18 protein-coding genes are annotated in these 16,627 nt (G+C 71.4%); 4 read left to right on the top strand and 14 right to left on the bottom strand.

Features of this window, described 5'->3' with window-relative positions; translation table 11 throughout:
- Positions 1-105: 105 nt before the first annotated feature.
- From HW577_RS09245 to HW577_RS09185, 13 genes are all read right to left on the bottom strand, one after another.
- Complete coding sequence (locus HW577_RS09245) at positions 106-447, bottom strand: STAS domain-containing protein (protein WP_198375851.1); 342 nt, start codon at positions 445-447, stop codon at positions 106-108.
- Between the two features lie 44 nt (positions 448-491).
- Positions 492-1,631: a SpoIIE family protein phosphatase gene (locus HW577_RS09240; RefSeq protein WP_198375850.1), complete on the bottom strand. Its 1,140-nt coding sequence runs from the start codon at positions 1,629-1,631 to the stop codon at positions 492-494.
- On the bottom strand, positions 1,628-2,149 hold the full coding sequence (locus tag HW577_RS09235; protein WP_198375849.1) for a DinB family protein: 522 nt from the start codon (positions 2,147-2,149) through the stop codon (positions 1,628-1,630). The genes HW577_RS09240 and HW577_RS09235 overlap by 4 nt, the downstream gene beginning before the upstream one ends.
- Positions 2,150-2,355: 206 nt before the next feature.
- A complete protein-coding gene (locus HW577_RS09230) occupies positions 2,356-3,354 on the bottom strand; it encodes a GNAT family N-acetyltransferase (RefSeq protein WP_198375848.1) in 999 nt (332 codons plus the stop codon).
- Positions 3,355-3,489: 135 nt separating this feature from the next.
- Complete coding sequence (locus tag HW577_RS09225) at positions 3,490-4,692, bottom strand: pyridoxal phosphate-dependent aminotransferase (RefSeq protein ID WP_198375847.1); 1,203 nt, start codon at positions 4,690-4,692, stop codon at positions 3,490-3,492.
- Between the two features lie 28 nt (positions 4,693-4,720).
- On the bottom strand, positions 4,721-6,481 hold the full coding sequence (locus HW577_RS09220) for a glycosyltransferase family protein (protein ID WP_198375846.1): 1,761 nt from the start codon (positions 6,479-6,481) through the stop codon (positions 4,721-4,723).
- Entirely contained in the window at positions 6,478-6,915 is a 438-nt protein-coding gene (locus tag HW577_RS09215; protein ID WP_198375845.1) for a GNAT family N-acetyltransferase, read from the bottom strand. The genes HW577_RS09220 and HW577_RS09215 overlap by 4 nt, the downstream gene beginning before the upstream one ends.
- Positions 6,912-8,114 (bottom strand): pyridoxal phosphate-dependent aminotransferase, encoded by a 1,203-nt coding sequence (locus tag HW577_RS09210; protein ID WP_198375844.1) that lies wholly within the window; start codon positions 8,112-8,114, stop codon positions 6,912-6,914. Before HW577_RS09210 ends, HW577_RS09215 begins: the two co-directional genes overlap by 4 nt.
- Before the next feature lie 67 nt (positions 8,115-8,181).
- Positions 8,182-8,544, bottom strand: coding sequence for a hypothetical protein (locus HW577_RS09205; RefSeq protein WP_198375843.1), 363 nt, complete (start codon positions 8,542-8,544; stop codon positions 8,182-8,184).
- Between the two features lie 44 nt (positions 8,545-8,588).
- A complete protein-coding gene (locus HW577_RS09200; RefSeq protein WP_198375842.1) occupies positions 8,589-9,383 on the bottom strand; it encodes an ABC transporter permease subunit in 795 nt (264 codons plus the stop codon).
- Complete coding sequence (locus HW577_RS09195; protein WP_332837585.1) at positions 9,383-10,210, bottom strand: ABC transporter permease; 828 nt, start codon at positions 10,208-10,210, stop codon at positions 9,383-9,385. The genes HW577_RS09200 and HW577_RS09195 overlap by 1 nt, the downstream gene beginning before the upstream one ends.
- On the bottom strand, positions 10,207-11,247 hold the full coding sequence (locus HW577_RS09190) for an ABC transporter ATP-binding protein (RefSeq protein ID WP_332837584.1): 1,041 nt from the start codon (positions 11,245-11,247) through the stop codon (positions 10,207-10,209). Before HW577_RS09190 ends, HW577_RS09195 begins: the two co-directional genes overlap by 4 nt.
- Before the next feature lie 121 nt (positions 11,248-11,368).
- Positions 11,369-12,460 carry a polyamine ABC transporter substrate-binding protein gene (locus HW577_RS09185; RefSeq protein WP_198375840.1) on the bottom strand — a complete coding sequence of 364 codons (1,092 nt, stop codon included), beginning with the start codon at positions 12,458-12,460 and terminating at the stop codon, positions 11,369-11,371.
- Between the two features lie 233 nt (positions 12,461-12,693).
- Between HW577_RS09185 and HW577_RS09180 the strand changes: the two genes are divergently transcribed.
- The 3 genes from HW577_RS09180 to HW577_RS09170 are packed head-to-tail and all read left to right on the top strand — an operon-like array spanning position 12,694 to position 15,716.
- The gene (locus HW577_RS09180) at positions 12,694-13,347 is read left to right on the top strand and encodes a hypothetical protein (protein ID WP_198375839.1); all 654 of its coding nucleotides are present in this window, start codon (positions 12,694-12,696) and stop codon (positions 13,345-13,347) included.
- A 34-nt stretch (positions 13,348-13,381) separates the two neighbouring features.
- Entirely contained in the window at positions 13,382-15,319 is a 1,938-nt protein-coding gene (locus tag HW577_RS09175) for a glycosyl hydrolase family 28-related protein (RefSeq protein ID WP_198375838.1), read from the top strand.
- Between the two features lie 19 nt (positions 15,320-15,338).
- A complete protein-coding gene (locus HW577_RS09170; RefSeq protein WP_198375837.1) occupies positions 15,339-15,716 on the top strand; it encodes a phage tail fiber protein in 378 nt (125 codons plus the stop codon).
- On the opposite strand, the gene HW577_RS09165 is transcribed toward HW577_RS09170, so the two are convergent.
- Positions 15,717-16,109, bottom strand: coding sequence for a hypothetical protein (locus HW577_RS09165; RefSeq protein WP_198375836.1), 393 nt, complete (start codon positions 16,107-16,109; stop codon positions 15,717-15,719). It abuts the gene before it with no gap.
- 36 nt (positions 16,110-16,145) lie between these two features.
- On the opposite strand from HW577_RS09165, the gene HW577_RS09160 reads away from it, so the two are divergent.
- A partial coding sequence (locus HW577_RS09160; protein ID WP_198375835.1) for a structural protein occupies positions 16,146-16,627 on the top strand: 482 nt, incomplete at its 3' end.

The raw sequence follows: 16,627 nt of genomic DNA, 5'->3' as shown, positions 1-16,627 counted from the left end.
GGCCGCGCGGGCCGGCGCCGGCCTCGGCCAGCGCGGCTACCGCCTCGGCCTGGGTGCGCGCCAGCGCCGCCGCGTCGCCGCGGATGACGAAGGCACGCGGCGGGTTCATGCGCCGATCGCGACGAGCGCCGCGGCTTCATCCGCGGCGATCGGCAGGATGGTGTCCAGGGCGACGGTGTCGAACACCTCCTGCACCGGTGGCTGCGCGCCGAACACCACCAGGCGCAGGCCGCGCCGCGACGCCGCGCGGGACGCGCCGGTGATGAGCCGGATGCCGAGCGACCCCACGAAGGGCACTTCGGTCAGGTCGAACAGCAGATGGCGCTGTTCGCGCGCCAGCGCGGCGGCGAGCGACTCCTCGATCCGTTCCGCCCCGGCCGCGTCGAGCCGCCCGCGGAAGGCGATGCGGGCCGCGCGCGGCCCCGCGGCGGCGATGCTGAATTCCATGCGGTCCTCCGGTCCGGTCCCCGGCGCGCCATCTGCCCCGCCGATCAGGCGAAGTCGAGGCAGAGGATGGCGATGTCGTCCTCGGGCGGGCCGGGCCTCGCGCCGGTGCGGGCGGCGCGCAGCAGGCGCTCGGCCTCCGCCAAGCCGGGCTCGGCCTGCGCCGCGAGCGCGGGGATGAAGTCCTGGATGCCGCGCTGCGCGCCGTCGGCGTCGCGCGATTCGAAGGCACCGTCGCTGAAGAGCACCAGGCGCGATGCCGCCGGCAGCGCGGCCTCGGCCGTGCGGAAGGCGATGTCCGGGGCCATGCCGACACCCGGGTTGCGCACCGTGAGTGGTGCCGGCGCGCCCCCCGGCGCCAGCAGGAAGGCCGGATGCTGGCCCGCGCAGGCGAAGACGAGCCGCCGTTCCACCACATCCGCCACGCCATACCAGATCGTGAAGAACAGCCCGCCCTGCCGTTCGGCCTGGAAGCGCGCATTCAACTGGGACAGGAGCACGCCGGGGCTGGCGAAATCCATTCCCGGCTGGCTGTGTTCGCGCAGCAGATTCATCACGGATGCGGCGAGCAGCGCCGAGCCTGCGCCATGCCCCGAGACATCGAGCAGCCAGACCGCGAAGCGCCGCGCATCGAGCCAGCCATAGCCGAAGCCGTCGCCCCCCACCTCGGCCGAGGGCACGAAGCGCCAGTCCGCGCGCACGGGGCCTTCGGCCAACGGCGCGGGCAGCAGCGCCGCGATGTAGCGGCGCGCGCGCTCCATCTCCCGCCGCGCCTCTTCCTCCCGCGCCAGGTCCGACGCACGGCCCGTGCGATAGACCAGTACGAAGGGGCCGAGACCGAGCCGCGCGCCATGGGCCAGCCGCGCCGGCCCCGCCGCGCGCACCCCGTCGACCAGCGTGCCGTTGGTCGAGCCGAGATCCGTCACCACCGCCACGCCGCCTTCGACCGCTACGACGCAATGGGTGCGCGAGACATCGCCCGAGGGCAGCGACAGCCCATTCTGCGGCGACCGCCCGATCGACAGCGGCGCGGGGCCGAGCACGATGCGCCGCGCGGCCAGTCCCTCCGCCGCTTCGAGGTCGAGCACATGCAGCACCGGATCCGCCGCGGTCGCGGCCGGCGCGGGGCGGCGGAGCAGCGTGCGCTCCTCCTCCGGTCCGCGGCGCTCCGTGGCGTCGCCGGTCACGGCACCAGGCCGAGCGCCGCGAGGTCCAGCACCCAGGGCAGGTCCGTGTCGCCGGTCGCGCCCCCGGCGCGCGTGATCAGCGCATGCGCCTGGCCGCGATGATGCGTCTGGTGGTTGAAGAAATGCGTCGCGGCGATCCAGCGCGGCATGCCGACCTCGCGCTGCGCGATGGCAGAGAACCAGCGCATCTCGGCAGCGAGATCCGCCGCCGTCAGCCGGCTCGCCCAGCCGATGATGCGCGCATCGGCGACGACGCGATGGCCGCGCAGTTCGTTCCAGTCCTCCACCATGCGTGGGCTGCCCTTCATCGCGACCGACGGCGGCGTCCAGCCATCGAAACGGCTCATCCAGAGCGTGTCGCCCCAGAGCAGGTGGCTGAGCGTGCCGTGGATCGAGCCCCAGAAGGCGCCGCCATCGGCGCGGCGGGCGGAGTCGTCGAGCAGGTTCGCCGCCGCATAGAGGCGCTGGTTCATCTCGGCATTATAGGCCGCCATCATGCGGCACCAGTCAGGCGTCATGCGCAACCTGTCTTCCCCGGTCCGCCGAACGCGGAGTCCGGCGACGTCGTCTTCGCTTTACGGATAGGCTTAACGCATATCGGACAAGATTCCATCGCGCGCGGCATCGATGTCGCATTCAGCACCGTCACGACACGTCCACCTCGAACGGCCGGCGCCGGCCGGGAGATGCGCCGGGCGATCGCGCGATCGTCCTGCCGATGCGCCTAGATGGGCTTCCAGAAGAACAGCGTGTCCGCGGCGCGGCCGGTGGCGTCCATTTCGAAGGCCGGGATCCGGCCGAGCTCGGACCATCCCTCGGCGAGATAGAGCGCCGCCGCCGCGCTGCCCGCGCGCGTATCCAGCGTGAGGATCCGCCGACCATGCGCGCGCGCGGCCTGTTCCACGCGCCGCATCAGGGCGCGGCCGATCCCCGCGCGTCGCAGCGCCGGATCGACCAGCAGCTTCTGCACCGCGGCGACATGCGGCTGGTTCTCCGCCGTGGCGAGGTCGAGCGTCACCGTGCCGGCGAGTCGGCCCTCATGCCAGGCGGCGAGCAGGACGCGCGTGCCGGCCGCGACCGCCGTCGCAGCCTGCTTCCAGAATGCGCGCGCGCGTTCCGGCGCCAGTGGCGGGAGGTATTCGAGCGAGGCACCCTCCGCCACACAGGTGACGAGGAGATCCGCCAGGACCCGCTCGGCGCTCGCGGCGGCGGCGGCGTCCAGCGCCTCCACGACCAGGCCGCGCAGCGGCTTGGCGTAGCGGAATTCGAGCGAGTGGGAGAGATCGTCCAGGATGCGGATCGATCCGTGCCGGACATAGCCGCGCTTCTCATAGAAGCGGTGCGCGCGCGTGAAGCGCGTATCCGTCCATAGGACGAGGCGCTCGGCGCCGGCGGCGCGCGCATGCGCCTCCGCCGTGCCGAGCAGCGCGGCGGCAAGCCCCGCGCCGCGCGCCCCGGCATCGACATACATGCGGCAGATCTCCCAGGCCGCGTCGTCCTTCAGCGGGCGCGTCCCGACCATGCCGACGACGCGCCCCTGGTCCTCGGCGACCCAGAGCGCCCCGCCCTGGTCGCGGAAGTAGGATGCGAGGGCGCGCAGTTCCGGCACCTCCCCGTCCACGTCGAGGACGCAACCGGGATACTCGGCCCAGCAGGCGCCGATCAGCGCGATGAAGCCGTCGGCGTCGGAATCGCGCCCCTCGCGTAGTTGAGATTCACCCATCCGAGTCAGACCTCCGGTGCCCGGCGCAAAGGCGCCTGCGCCCTGCCGTCATCGGATGCGGCAGATACACCCACCCGATTCAGACCTCCGGTGCTCGGCGCAACAGCGCCTGCGCCCTGCGGTCATCGGACGGGATCACGCGAGCTCCTTGCAGAACTCCTGGATGCGCGTGCAGGCCTCGCGCAGGCTTTCGGTGTCCGTCGCGTAGGAGATGCGCAGGTAGGGCGACATGCCATAGGCCGCGCCCTGCACGGCGGCGACGTACTTTTCCTCGAGCAGCGCGAGGGCGAAGTCGGTGTCGGTCTCGATCCGCTTGCCCGCCTTCGTCGTCTTGCCGAGGCAGCCGGCGATGTTCGGGAAGACGTAGAAGGCGCCTTCCGGCTTGTGGCAGGCGATGCCCGGCGCCTGGTTCAGCATCTCGACCACCATGTCGCGGCGCCGGCGATATTCCTCGGCGCGCTCGCGCACCAGGTCCTGCGGCCCGTCGAGCGCCGCGGCCGCGGCCGCCTGGCCGATGGTGGACACGCCCGAGGTCGCCTGCCCCTGCATGTTGACCATCGCCTTGATCAGCGCCTTGGGCCCGCCGCAGAAGCCGATGCGCCAGCCGGTCATTGCATACGTCTTGGACGCGCCGTTGACCGTCAGCGTGCGGTCCTTCAGCGCGGGCTCCACCTCGGCGATCGTGCAGAATTCGAAGCCGTCATAGACGAGGTGCTCGTACATGTCGTCGGTCATCACCCAGACATGCGGGTGGCGCTTCAGCACGTCGGCGAGCGCCTGCATCTCCTCCCGCGAGCAGGCCGCGCCCGTCGGGTTGTTCGGGAAGTTCAGCATCACCCACTTGGTGTTGGGGGTGATGGCCGCTTCCAGGTCCTCGGGCCGCAGCTTGAATCCGTTGTTCTGCGGGCAGCTGACCAGCACGGGCTTGCCGCCGGCGACCTTCGCCATGTCCGCGTAGGAGATCCAGTAGGGCGCGGGCACCACCACCTCGTCGCCCGGATCCAGCGTCGCCATGAAGGCGTTGAAGATGCACTGCTTGCCGCCATTGGCGACCATGATCTCATCGAGCGCGTAGTCGAGGTTGTTGTCGCGCTTGAACTTGCGCTGGATCGCCTCCTTCAGCGCCTTGGTGCCGTCCTGCGGCGGGTACTTGGTGTCGCCCGACAGCGCCGCCTTGTGCGCGGCCTCGATGGCGTGCGCAGGCGTGGCGAAGTCGGGTTCCCCCGCCGCAAGGCTGATCACCTTGATGCCCTTCGCCGCGAGTTCGCGCCCCTTCATGGTCATGACGACGGAAGCGGAGATCGAGACTTCGGAGACGCGGGCGGACAAAGCGGGCATGTTGGTTTCCTTCGAGGAGGGCCGAACGCTACGGATTTTTCTCGCGCGGGCAAGCCTGCCGGCCACAATGACGACGGCGGCGAAAGATAGCGATGACCAGCGCAGAAAGTGCGAGACTGGCGATCGAGACAATTTCACCGACGCGGACAGTCCACGGTGGGGCCCATCGCAAAGACAAGGCGTGCTGGCCTGCTGGAACACGGAAACTCAGCAAGCGATCTGGCCCGTGTGCCTCGAGCGGCGGTGCAAAGGTGCCATCGGCTGCATCGAGTCGCCACGTCGGAAAGTAAAAGCGCCGGATCACGATCGTCACGTCACGCGTAGCGGAGATCTCAAGACCGATGCCGCCGTCTCGTCGCGCCGCCGCTGCGACCCGCGCGTGACTTTCTGGTTCGGCCCAGGCGATGCCTTGAAAAGAGTAGGGACGAAACATCTCCGCAAAGCGCCCGACATCGTAGCCGCCGTCATGGGCGTAGCGAATCAGCGCGCCGTTGGGGAGGTATTCGAGGGCATCGGGACGGCCTTCGATAGCCGCGGTCCGGAGCGCCTGCCAGGCAGCGCTCTCCAAGCTGCGGATATGGATCCAGGTCCCACCAATCAGCGTCACGAAGGCCGGCACGCCGACAAAGACGATCGTCAGGATCGCAATACCATCGCGGCGCCTTCGCCAGGCCGCGAAGCCAAGCGCCACGATAGCCGTAACGATGGCGAACTCGACAAAAAGGAGCAGCCGCCAGGGAAACTGGCCGCGAAAGAACGGCGACCAAGGCTCCCACAAGCCCGGCACGAGCCCCACGATGGCCAGAAGAATGAACGCCGCCGTTGCTGACCAGAATCGGACGCTCGCGCCATCCCGGCCTTGCGATGCTTTCAGCCAGCACAGGAACGCAAGGATGCCGCTCGCGCTTGAAAGCGAGGCGACGAAGATAAGGAGCAAATCGTTGCGCCATCGACCAGGCGCGCGGAGCAGCCAGTTTCGAGGATCATAGAAGTCGTCCTGCATGACGTAGAATGAGACATGCTCCTGCAACGCAATCGCTGGTAGCAGGTAGACCGCCGCGATCCCCACGGCGAGAACGCCAGCGGCAATCGCTTGTACCGAGCGTCGTAGCAGCCACGCTGGTGACCGACAGGTTCTTAATGCCTCGAAGACGAACTGGGCTGGAAAGACGATCGTCGCGGCCGCCATCGCTGTCGGGAGATGGCTGGTCACCAGAAGCGCCGCCGAGACTGCCAGAGGCACGATTGCCCGCGCGCCTTCGCGCGCCAGCCGCGACACCCCGATCGCCACCAGCGGCACCACCGCATACGCCGCCAGTTCCCCGAGCGAGGCGCGCTGGTACAGGTCCAACAGGTGGTAGGGCATCGCCATGTAGGCGACCGCGCCCGCCGTAGCCGCGCGCGGCCCGGCATGACGCCCGAGCCAGAGCCGCATCGTCACGCCCGAGGCGAGCAGCATGGTCGCCATCGACACGCCGAGCAGCCGGAAGGTTCCTTCCGCCGCCACGCCCAGCGGCGCGTGCAGCCAGGCCCAGTAGAAGGGCAGCGGGGCGTAGAAGAAGAACGCCGGGCTGCCCAAGCCGGCGAAGCTGTCGGGCAGCCAGCGCGGATAGGCTGTGCCGCCGGCGACCGCGGCGACGAACTGGCTCGTCCAGGTGACGTTGTAGATCGTGCTGTGCCCCGGCAGCGCCCCGAAGAGCAGGAAGGGCGCGGCCAGGACCGCGGCCGCGCCGGCCAGTACGGCCAGCTGCGCGAGGCTCCAGCCGGCGCTGCGCGGCGGCGCGCTCACGGCACGGGCCGCTCGTAGAGCCAGTCGAAATCCTGCTCGCCGGTCCGCACGAAGCCCTGGCGTTCCCAGAAGCGGTGCACGGGCGCGCCCTTCAGCACCTCGATCCGCACGGCCAGGCCGGCATGGGGCGCCAGCGCCGCGGCAAGCACGGCTGCCCCCAGCCCACGGCCCTGCCAGGCGGGTTCCAGGTAGAAGGAATGGAGCTCGACGTGGTCCGCGTGCGGCACGCAGCCGATGCAGCCGGAAAGCGCGCCCTCGACCTCGATGCCGGCGAGCGTCGCCGGGTCGAAGACCGCGCGCATCCGCCCCGCGCGGCGGGCAGGGTCGAAGCGCCCGACGCGGTCAAGGTCCGCCCGCAGCACGCGGATGGAGAGGTCGAGGAGCGGCGCGAAATCCGCCTCCCCGACCGGGCGCAGCCGGAAGCCCGGCGTCACGTCATCGCGGCGCAGAACTTCTGGATGCGTGTGCAGGCCTCGCGCAGCACCTCGTCGGATGTCGCGTAGGAGATGCGGAAATGCCCGGGGCTGAGGAAGGCCGCGCCATGCACGGTGGCGACACCCGCTTCCTCGAGCAGCGCGATGGTGAAGTCCTCGTCGGTGGCGATCTTCTTGCCGCCCGCGGTGGTCTTGCCGATGCAGCCGCGCATGTCGGGGAAGACGTAGAAGGCGCCTTCCGGCTTGTGGCAGCGCAGGCCGGGCGCCTGGTTCAGCATCTCCACCACCATGTTGCGGCGGCGCTCATAGACCTTGCGCATCTCCTCGATGCTCTCCTGCGGGCCGGTCAGCGCCTCGATGGCCGCGGCCTGGGAGATGGAGGAGGTGTTGGAGGTGGACTGCCCCTGCAGCTTGTCCATCGCCTTGATCAGGTGCACGGGCGCGCCGGCGAAGCCGATGCGCCAGCCGGTCATGGCGTAGGCCTTGGAACACCCGTTCATGGTCACGGTGCGGTCGCGCAGCCGCGGCTCGACCTCGAGGATCGTCGCCGGCTTGAAGCCGTCATAGGCGAGCTTCTCGTAGATGTCGTCGGTGAACACCCAGACATCCGGGTGGCGCATCAGCACGTCAGTGATCTGCTTGAGCTCGGCCGCGTTGTAGGCCGCGCCGGTCGGGTTGCAGGGGTTGTTCAGGATCAGCCACTTGGTCTTGGGCGTGATGGCCGCTTCCAGCTGCTCGCCCGTCATCTTGAAGCCGGCGTTCTGGCCGCACTGCACGATCACCGGCGTGCCTTCGGCCAGCTGAACGATGTCCGGGTAGGACACCCAGCAGGGGGCGGGGATGATCGCCTCGTCGCCCGGATTGATGGTGGCGACCAGCGCGTCGAAGATCACCTGCTTGCCGCCGGTTGCGACGATGATCTCCTCCGGCTTGTACTCGATGCCGTGGTCCCGCTTGAACTTCTCGCAGATCGCGCTGCGCAGCGCGACGGTACCGGAGACGTCGGTGTACTTCGTCTCCCCGCGCTCGATCGCCGCGATCGCCGCATCCTTGACGTTGCGCGGCGTGTCGAAGTCGGGCTCGCCGGAGGACAGGCCGATCACGTCCTTGCCGGCGGCCTTGAGCGCGCGCGCCTTCGCCGTCATGGCGATGGTCAGCGAGGGCGAGATGCGATTGAGGCGGTCGGCGATCAGGTTCATGGCAAGCCCGGTCCGGAATGGCGGAAGATCGCGAACCTAATCCCCCCTCCCCCCGCCAGCAACCCGGCTACCAGAGCCGCAGCGGCCGCAGCCCCTGGTAGGTGAAGCCTTCCTCGGCCAGGCAGGCTGCGCGCACGGCCCGGCGGCGGGCGGTATTCACGTCCACCCAGTCGTAGCGCGGCGGGATGTAGCGGCCGGGGCGGTAGTAGCATTCCGTGCGGCCGTGCCGCGTGAAGCATTCGCGGCGGGACGCTTCCCAGTAGCCGGCCTGCACCTGGGTCCAGACCAGGGCGGGCGGGATTTCCCGCGCGGCGATGCCGGTGCAGCGGGCCTGCGCGGCCTCCGACTCCGCCTCGGTCGCGCCGGGCCGTTCCCAGCGCTCGGCGCAGGCGGACAGCAGAAGCAGGAGGAGGAGAGCGACCTTCCGCATGAAGCGATCCTGCCGCATCCGCACGGCGAAAGGGTGGCGAGACTTCAGCCGCGGCGCGGCCGCAGCAGCAGCGCCGCCAGGCCGAGCATCAGCCCCACCCCCAGCACTACCACCGCGCCGAGCGCATTCACCTCCGGCGTCAGCCCCAGCCGCAGCATGGAGAACAGCGCGATCGGCAGCGTCGTCCCCGCCGGCCCCGAGACGAAGGAGGCGATGACGACGTCATCCAGCGACAGGGTGAAGGCCAGCAGCCAGCCCGCCGCCAGCGCGGGTGCGATGAGCGGCAGCGTCACCGTGCGGAAGGCGGTCCACGGCGTCGCACCGAGATCCATCGCCGCTTCCTCGAGGGTGCGATCCGCATCGGCGAGCCGCGCCTGCACCACCACGGCGACGAAGGCCGCCCCGAGCGTCGCATGGGCCAGCAGCACCGTCGTGGCGCCGCGCCCCGCGGGCCAGCCGATCGCGGCTTCGAGCGCGACGAACAGCAGCAGGAGGGACAGGCCCGTCACCACCTCCGGCAAGACGAGCGGCGCGCCGATCAAGGCGCCGAAGACGGCCCGGCCACGGAACGGCCCGAAGCGCGCCAGCGCCCAGCCCGCGGCCCCGCCGAGCAGCACGGCGAGGCTCGCCGCCCCCGCCGCGATGCGCAGCGACAGCAACGCCGCCTCCACCAGCCTCTCATTGGCGGCGAGTGCGGCGAACCAGCGCAGCGAGAAGCCGCCCCACTGGTAGGGTATGCGGTCCGCGCTGAAGGCATAGGCGACCAGCAGCAGGATCGGCGCCCAGAGGAAGGCGAAGCCGAGGCCCATCGCCCAGCGCAGCGCACGCCCGCGCCGCATCACCGGGCCTCCAGCCGCTGGAAGAGGCGGATCGGCAGGATCAGCAGCCCCAGCAGGCACAGCGCCAGCGCCGCGGCCACCGGCCAGTCCCTGTTCTGGAAGAATTCCTGCCAGAGCACGCGCCCGACCATCTGCGCCTCCGGCGGGCCCATCAGGTCAGGGATGACGAATTCGCCCGCCGCCGGGATGAACACCAGCAGGAAGGCGGCAAGGGCCGCGGGCAGCGTCGCGGGCAGCGTGACGGTGAGGAAAACCGTCGCCGGCCGCGCGCCGAGATCAGCCGCCGCTTCCTCGAGCGTCGGGTCCAGCCGCAGCAGCGCCGCGAACAGCGGCAGCACCGCGAAGGGCAGGTAGGCATGGACCATGCCCGCCAGCATCGCCCCTTCGGTGTAGAGCATGGCCAGCGGCGCCTCGATCAGCCCCGCCCCGCGCAACAGGCCGTTGATCCAGCCCTCGTCGCGCAGCAGCCCGATCCAGGCGCCCACGCGCAGCAGGAAGCCGGTCCAGAAGGGCAGCATCAGCGCGGCGAGCAGCAGCACGCGCCGCCCCGGCGCGGCGCGCGCGATGCCGATGGCCATCGGATAGGCAAGAGCCAGGCACAGTCCGGCCGTGATCGCTGCGACCCGCAGCGCGACGAGCAGCGCATCGAGGTAGTAGGAATCCTCGACCAGCGGCGCGAAGCCCGCCCCCGACAGCGCCAGGCGGAAGGGCGGCAGGCCGGAATCGGGCTCGGCCAGCGCGATCGCCGCCAGGATCGCCGCCGGCGCCGCGACAAACAGCAGCAGCCACGCCCAGGCCGGGGCAAGAAGCAGGGCGCGGGCCTTCACGCGGGCAGCGCCACCACATCCCCCGGCTCCCAGCCGAGGCCGACCACGGCGCCGCGCGCGGGCGGCGCGCCATCCTCCTCGGCATGGGCGACGCGGAGCACGGCGCCGGCCTCGGTTCGGATGAGCAGGAGGGAATCGTCGCCGCGAAAGGCGACATCCTCGACCGTGCCGCGCACGCGGTTCGGGCCGTCCGCCGGGGCGGGAAGGATCGCGATGCGCTCCGGCCGCAGCGCCACTGCGACGGTCCCGGGCGGGATGTCGCCCGCGAAGGTTATGCCGGCCTCGGCACTCTCGAAGCGGCCCTCGGCGGCGCGGCCTTCCAGCACATTCGCCGCGCCGAGGAAGCGGGCGACGAAGCGGCTCGCGGGCTTCTCGTAGATCGCGCGCGGCGCCCCCAGCTGCGCGATACGCCCGCCATCGAGAAGGGCGACGCGATCAGCAAGCGCGAGCGCCTCCTCCTGGTCATGCGTCACCATGACGAAGGCCGCGCCGGTCGCGCGCTGCAGGGCGCGCAGTTCGAAGCCCGTGCGTTCGCGCAGGCCCGCATCGAGCGCGCCGAGCGGCTCATCCAGCAGCAGCAGCCGCGGGCGCATCACCAGGCTGCGCGCCAGCGCGACCCGCTGCTTCTGCCCGCCCGAGAGTTGATGCGGGCGGCGCCGGTCGAAGCCCTCGAGCCCCACCATCGCCAGCGCATCGCCGACGCGCTTCGCGCGTTCCGCCGCCGCCACGCCCGCGCGGCGCAGCCCATAGGCGACATTGTCCGCGACGGTCAGGTGCGGGAACAGCGCGTAGGACTGGAACATCATGTTGACCGGCCGCGCCCAGGGCGGCGTCGCGGATATGTCCCGCCCATCGAGCAGCAGGCGCCCCGCATCCGGCGCCTCGAACCCCGCGATGATGCGCAGCAGCGTGGACTTGCCAGAGCCCGATCCGCCGAGCAGGGCGAAGAACTCCCCCGCCGCGATCTGGAGGTCGAGCGCATCCAGCGCCAGCGTCGCGCCGAAGCGCTTCGTCAGCGCCTCGGCGGACAGGAGCACCGGCCCGATGACCGGAGGGCCGGAGGGCCCGGAGGTCTGAATCGGCCCGGCAGACGAAGACCCGATGACCGGAGGGCCGGAGGGTCCGGAGGTCTGGTTCGGCCCGGTCATCGAAAGCATCTCAGCGCCCGGCCTTGAACCTCGCCCAGAGCCTGGTGCGCGCGCGCTCCGCCTCGCGCGGCGGCGTGCCGGCGACGAAGGTCTCGGCGAGCAGCGCGGCCTCGGGGAAGACGCTGCGGTCGTTGCGCACCGCTTCCTCCACCAGCGGCCGGCTCGCCGGCACGGCGTTGGGGTAGCGCACATGGCTGGTGATGCCGGCCATCACGTCGGGCTGGAGGAGGAAGTTGATGAAGGCGTGCGCGGCCTCCGGGTTCGGCGCATCGGCCGGGATCGCCAGCAGGTCGAACCACAATTGCGCACCGCGCGGCATGACATAGGCGACCTCGACGCCGCGATTGGCTTCCCGCGCGCGGGCCTGGGCCTGGATCACGTCGCCGGAATAGGTCAGCGCCACGCAGGCTTCGCCGGAGGCGAGCGCATCGAGGATGGAGGATGACGGCACGATCGCGCGCACATGCCGCCGGATCGCCATCAGGGCGTCGCCCGCCGCGCGGAGGTCCTCGGCCGAACTGCCGTTCGGGTCGCGCCCGAGCCAACGCTGGACGGAGGGCAGCACGTCGGTCGGGCTGTCCATCACCATGATGCCGCAGCGGGCGAGCCGCGCCGCGTTCTCGGGCCGCAGCAGGATGTCAAGGCTGTCGAGCGGCACGTCCGGCCCGAGGGCCGCGCGCACGCGATCGACGCGGATGCCGAGCCCCACCGTGCCCCACAGATACACTGCGCCATGCCGGTTGCCCGGGTCGATGGCCGCGACGCGCTCCATCAGCACGGGGTCGAGGTTGCGCCAGTTCGGGATGCGCGCGCGGTCGATCTCGCGCAGGCCTCCGGCGCGCAGCAGCCGCGCGAAGGTCGGCTCGCTGGTGGGCACGATGATGTCGTAGCCAGACCGGCCCGCGGACAGCCGCCCCTCCAGCGTCTCGAGGCTGTCGTAGACGTCGTAGCGTACGCGGATCCCCGTCTCTCGCGTGAAGCGGGCGACGGCATAGGGGTCGATGTAGTCGGACCAGTTGTAGACGTTCAGCACGCGCTCCTGCGCCGCGGCCGGCAGGGCGGCGAGCAGCAGGGCGATCAGGGGCAGCAGGCGTCGGAGCATCGGCGCGGGTCCCTTGGGGCGGCGGTCGGAGGAAGGCCGCCAGAGTAATGGCGCATGGCGCGCGCGCCATCCCCTGGGCGCCGCCTTCGCGCTCATAGGATAATTTACCTTGACATGACGGCATTCGTTCCTGTATCGGAACACCATCACCGGGCGACGTGCGCCCGCTGCTCCGCTCCCCCCCTCCATCCTGACACCGTGCGACCGCCCATGCGGCGGGCGAGGAGCCCTGCATGCCCTATTCCGACGCCGGCCTCTCGGCGCTCAGCACCGCGAACGGCTTCACACTGTGGCACTACCGCACCACCGACGACCGGGCGACCGTGCTCGCCCCGGGCTACTTCGCCCCGGCGGCGGGGCGGCTGCTGCCTGGCGACATCGTCTTCGTCCAGGCCTCGGACGCGACCGCCATGGTCCCGATCCGCAGCGGCACGCTGCCGGGCGGCGGCGTGACCGTGGACGGCTCGGGCAGTCAGCCGGCGCTGCTGCGCTCCGTCCTGCTCCCCTTCTCGGCCGCGCTCACAGCGGACGCGGTAGCGCGCGCGATCCTGCCGGACCCCCTGCCCGGCATCGTCGTGACCGGGGAGCCGATCACGGTCGGCGCGACGGTGACCGGCCCGATCGCATCCGTGACCTTCGTGCTGCGCACAGTGGGCGGGGCGGATGCCACCGCGCCCGTCACCGTGCCGGTCGCATCCGGCAGGGCGGAGGCCGCCTTCACCGCCCCGCCGCCTGGCGGCGGCTACCGCCTGCTGGCGCGCGAAGCCGCCGACCCGACCCTGTTCGCCCTTTCCGCCCCTTTCTCCGTCGTGCTGCCGCCGCGCCTGCTGACCGAGGCCGGCGGGCGGCTCCTGCTCGAGGACGGCTTCCTGCTCCTCCTCGCCTGATCCATCCCCGCCCCTTCCGGAGACACGATCCATCATGTCCGACAGCAAGATCAGCGCCCTGCCCGCCTTGGCCGCCACCGCGGATGCCGACCTCCTGCCCATCGTGCAGGGCAGCGGGCCCGCCGCGACGACGCGGCGCGCGAGCCTCGCCCAGCTGCGCACCGCGCTGTTCGCCGAACGCGCCGTGCATGTGCGCGACTTCGGCGCCGTCGGCGACGGCGTGGCGAACGACGCGCCCGCGATCCAGGCCGCGATCGACGCGCTCAAGGCCTCGGGCGGCGGCGTGGTGGAATTCGGCCCACGCCGCTACCGGCTCGCCGGGCCGGTGGTCGCGGACGGCGTCACCATCCGCCTCCAGGGCGCGGGCTATACGGAGGGACCGGGGCCGGCCGACGGCACCTGGCTGATCGTCGACACGCTGGGCTTCACGCCCTTCACCTTCAGCGGCCCGGGCGCGCGCGGGTCCGCGGTGCGCGACCTCGCGGTCTACCAGCCGCACGGCGCGGCGCAGGTTCCGGGCTGGGTGCCGACCAATTACGACTTCGTCTTCCGCATCCAGGACTGCCTCGGCGCGGTCGAGTTCGACAACGTGTTCCTCTGCGGCGTCAACCGCGGAATCTGGTGCGACAATTCCGGCCGGCTGACGATCGAGCGGCTGCGCGGCCAGGTCTTCACCACCGGCATCGAGATCGACCGCGCTTTCGACACCTGCCGCATCGAGCACGTCCACTTCTGGCCCTTCGCCGCGCCGGACGACGACGTGGTGCGCTGGCAGCAGCTGAACACGGATGCGATCGTCTGCCGGCGCGTGGACGGCATCTTCATCGACGACGTCTTCGTGCTGGCCGCGCGGTCCGTGCTGCGCTTCGCCTCCTCGGCCTCGGGCATCACGCAGAAATTCTCCGTCGGCGACCTCTACGCCGACTTCGCGCTGAACGGCATCTGGGTGGAGGGCAACGGCACCTCGGGCCAGATCGCCAACGCCAGCATGCAGTGCGAGCTGTTCAACGGCGCCGCCGCGCCGCTGCCCGGCAGCCACGGCATCCGGATCGACGCGAACAACACGCGCATCCAGGTCGGCAACCTGCGCGTGGACGACGCCGAGAGCAACGCTGTGCGAGTCAACGGCGTCGGCAACCGGCTCGACATCTTTTCCTTCCGCGCCGAGTTCTACAACCAGCTGAACAACGGCTCCGCCGCCATCCATGTGGCGAATGCGGCGACGGGCACGCCCAACGCCGTCTTCCTCGGCAGCGCCGCGCTGCTGTCCAACGGCAATGGCGGACCGCTGACCAACGCCGGCACGAACGGCCATGTCGCCTCGGGCGCGCCCGCTGGCCGCATCGACCGCCCCGGCCTGATGCTGGGCAACGAGACAACCGGCCTCTTCGCCCCCGCCACGAACGAGATCGCGGCGGTGGCTGGCGGCGTCGAGGTGCTGCGCGCGGGGGCGACGGGCAGCGTGACGATCGGCGCGGCGAACGGCTTGCATGGCCTCGGCGTCACCACGCCCGCGGCCAGCGTCAACCGCATGGTGGTCAGCGGCGCCGCCGCGGGCGGCACGCCGAGCCTCGCCGCGCAGGGCACCGACGCCAATATCCCCGTCGCCCTCGCGGCCAAGGGCACATCCGTGATCCGGCTGCAGACGCGCGGCAATACGGCGGTGGAGATCGACGCGCTCTCCACCCCCACCAACCGCATCCTGCTGCGCGGCAATGCCTCGGGCGGCGCGCCGCGGGTCGAGGCGGCGGGCGGCGACGCCAATGTCGCGCTCGACCTGCGCGCCAAGGGTGCGGCGCCGGTCGCCGTGAGCATGCCGCTGCAATTGCCGAGCTACACCGTCGCGACGCTGCCGAGCCCGCTGACCTTCACCCGCTGCATCGCCTTCGTCGCGGACGGGACCGCGAACAAGCGGCTTGCGGTCAGCGACGGGGTCGCCTGGCGGTGGCCGGACGGGAACGTGGTGAGCTGAGCAAGGAAGGCAGATCGCGATGACCGCATTGACCGACTACGCCAAGAACCTGCTCGGCCGCGCGCTCGCCGGCCGGCAGCCCGCCCTGCCGACCGCGGTCTGGGCCGCGCTCGGGACCGGCGGCACGGATGCCACGGGTGTCACGGGCGAACCCGCGGCACCCACCGGCTATGCCCGCCAGCCCGTCGCCTTCACCGGCAGCGGCGCCCAGCGCAACACGGCGCCCGTCCGTTTCGCCTTCACCGCGGCCGCGGGGACCCTCACCCATGTCGGGCTGTTCGATGCGATGGCGGGGGGCAATCCGCTCGCCTGGGCACCGCTCGGCACGCCGGCCAACCTGCCTGCCGCCGGCACCATCACCGTGCCGGCGGAAAGCCTGACCATCGCGCCGGACTGATCACTGCTCCGCCGGCCGGGCGCGGATCACGCCCCCGGCCGAGCGGCCCGCATCGATCAGCGCCTGGGTGCGGTCGAGCGACCAGGTCGCGCCCATCTGCGGGCGCAGGTCGCCGAGCCTTTCGTCGACCACCGCGTAGGTGACGAGGAAGCCGCGGCCGACGCGCCCGGCGATCACCGACAGTTCCAGCACCATGAAGCTCGCATGCAGCTCCGGCGTGCAGGATCCGTTGCGCTCGATCGCCATGCGCGCCTCCCGCTGCAGGCCGGCGGCGAAGGCGTTCGCGTCGTCCCGCGCATCCGCATGCCGGACGACATGGATGCAGGAGGCCGCCGCGGGCGCGGCCGCCGCCAACCATCCCGCCACCGCCAGCACGCCCGCGCGCATCGCCATTCCCATCCCCTTCCCCCGCATCGCGAGGAGCATCGCATGGACCCCCGCCAGACCCGCGGATACCGCAACCGCAACCCGGGCAACATCGACCATGTCCCCGCCAATCGCTGGCAGGGCCTCGCCGAGCCGCCGATCGAGCCGCCGCCCGCGGGCGGCGGGCGCGCCCGCTTCGCGCGCTTCGTCTCCCACGAATACGGCATCCGGGCGCTCGCATTGCTGCTCATCACCTACCAGGACCGGCACGGGCTGCGCAGCATCCGCGGCATCGTCGGCCGCTGGGCGCCGGGGGCCGAGAACGACACGGAAGCCTACATCGCCGCCGTGGCGCGCCGGACCGGGCGGCATGCGCGGGAGATGCTGGACCTGCACCGGCACGAGGATCTCCGCCCGCTGGTCGAGGCCATCATCCAGCATGAGCTCGGCGGCATGCCCTATGACCGCGCGACGATCGACGCCGGGCTGCGGCTTGCGGGCGTGGTGCCCGAGGGCGCGGGCGCCGTCGCGCGCAGCGGCACCGC

It is taken from the genome of Neoroseomonas rubea, from assembly GCF_016106015.1.
GTDB lineage: Bacteria > Pseudomonadota > Alphaproteobacteria > Acetobacterales > Acetobacteraceae > Neoroseomonas > Neoroseomonas rubea.
The sequence above is the reverse complement of the archived record's forward strand: the minus strand, read 5'-3'. Positions and strand labels throughout refer to the sequence as shown.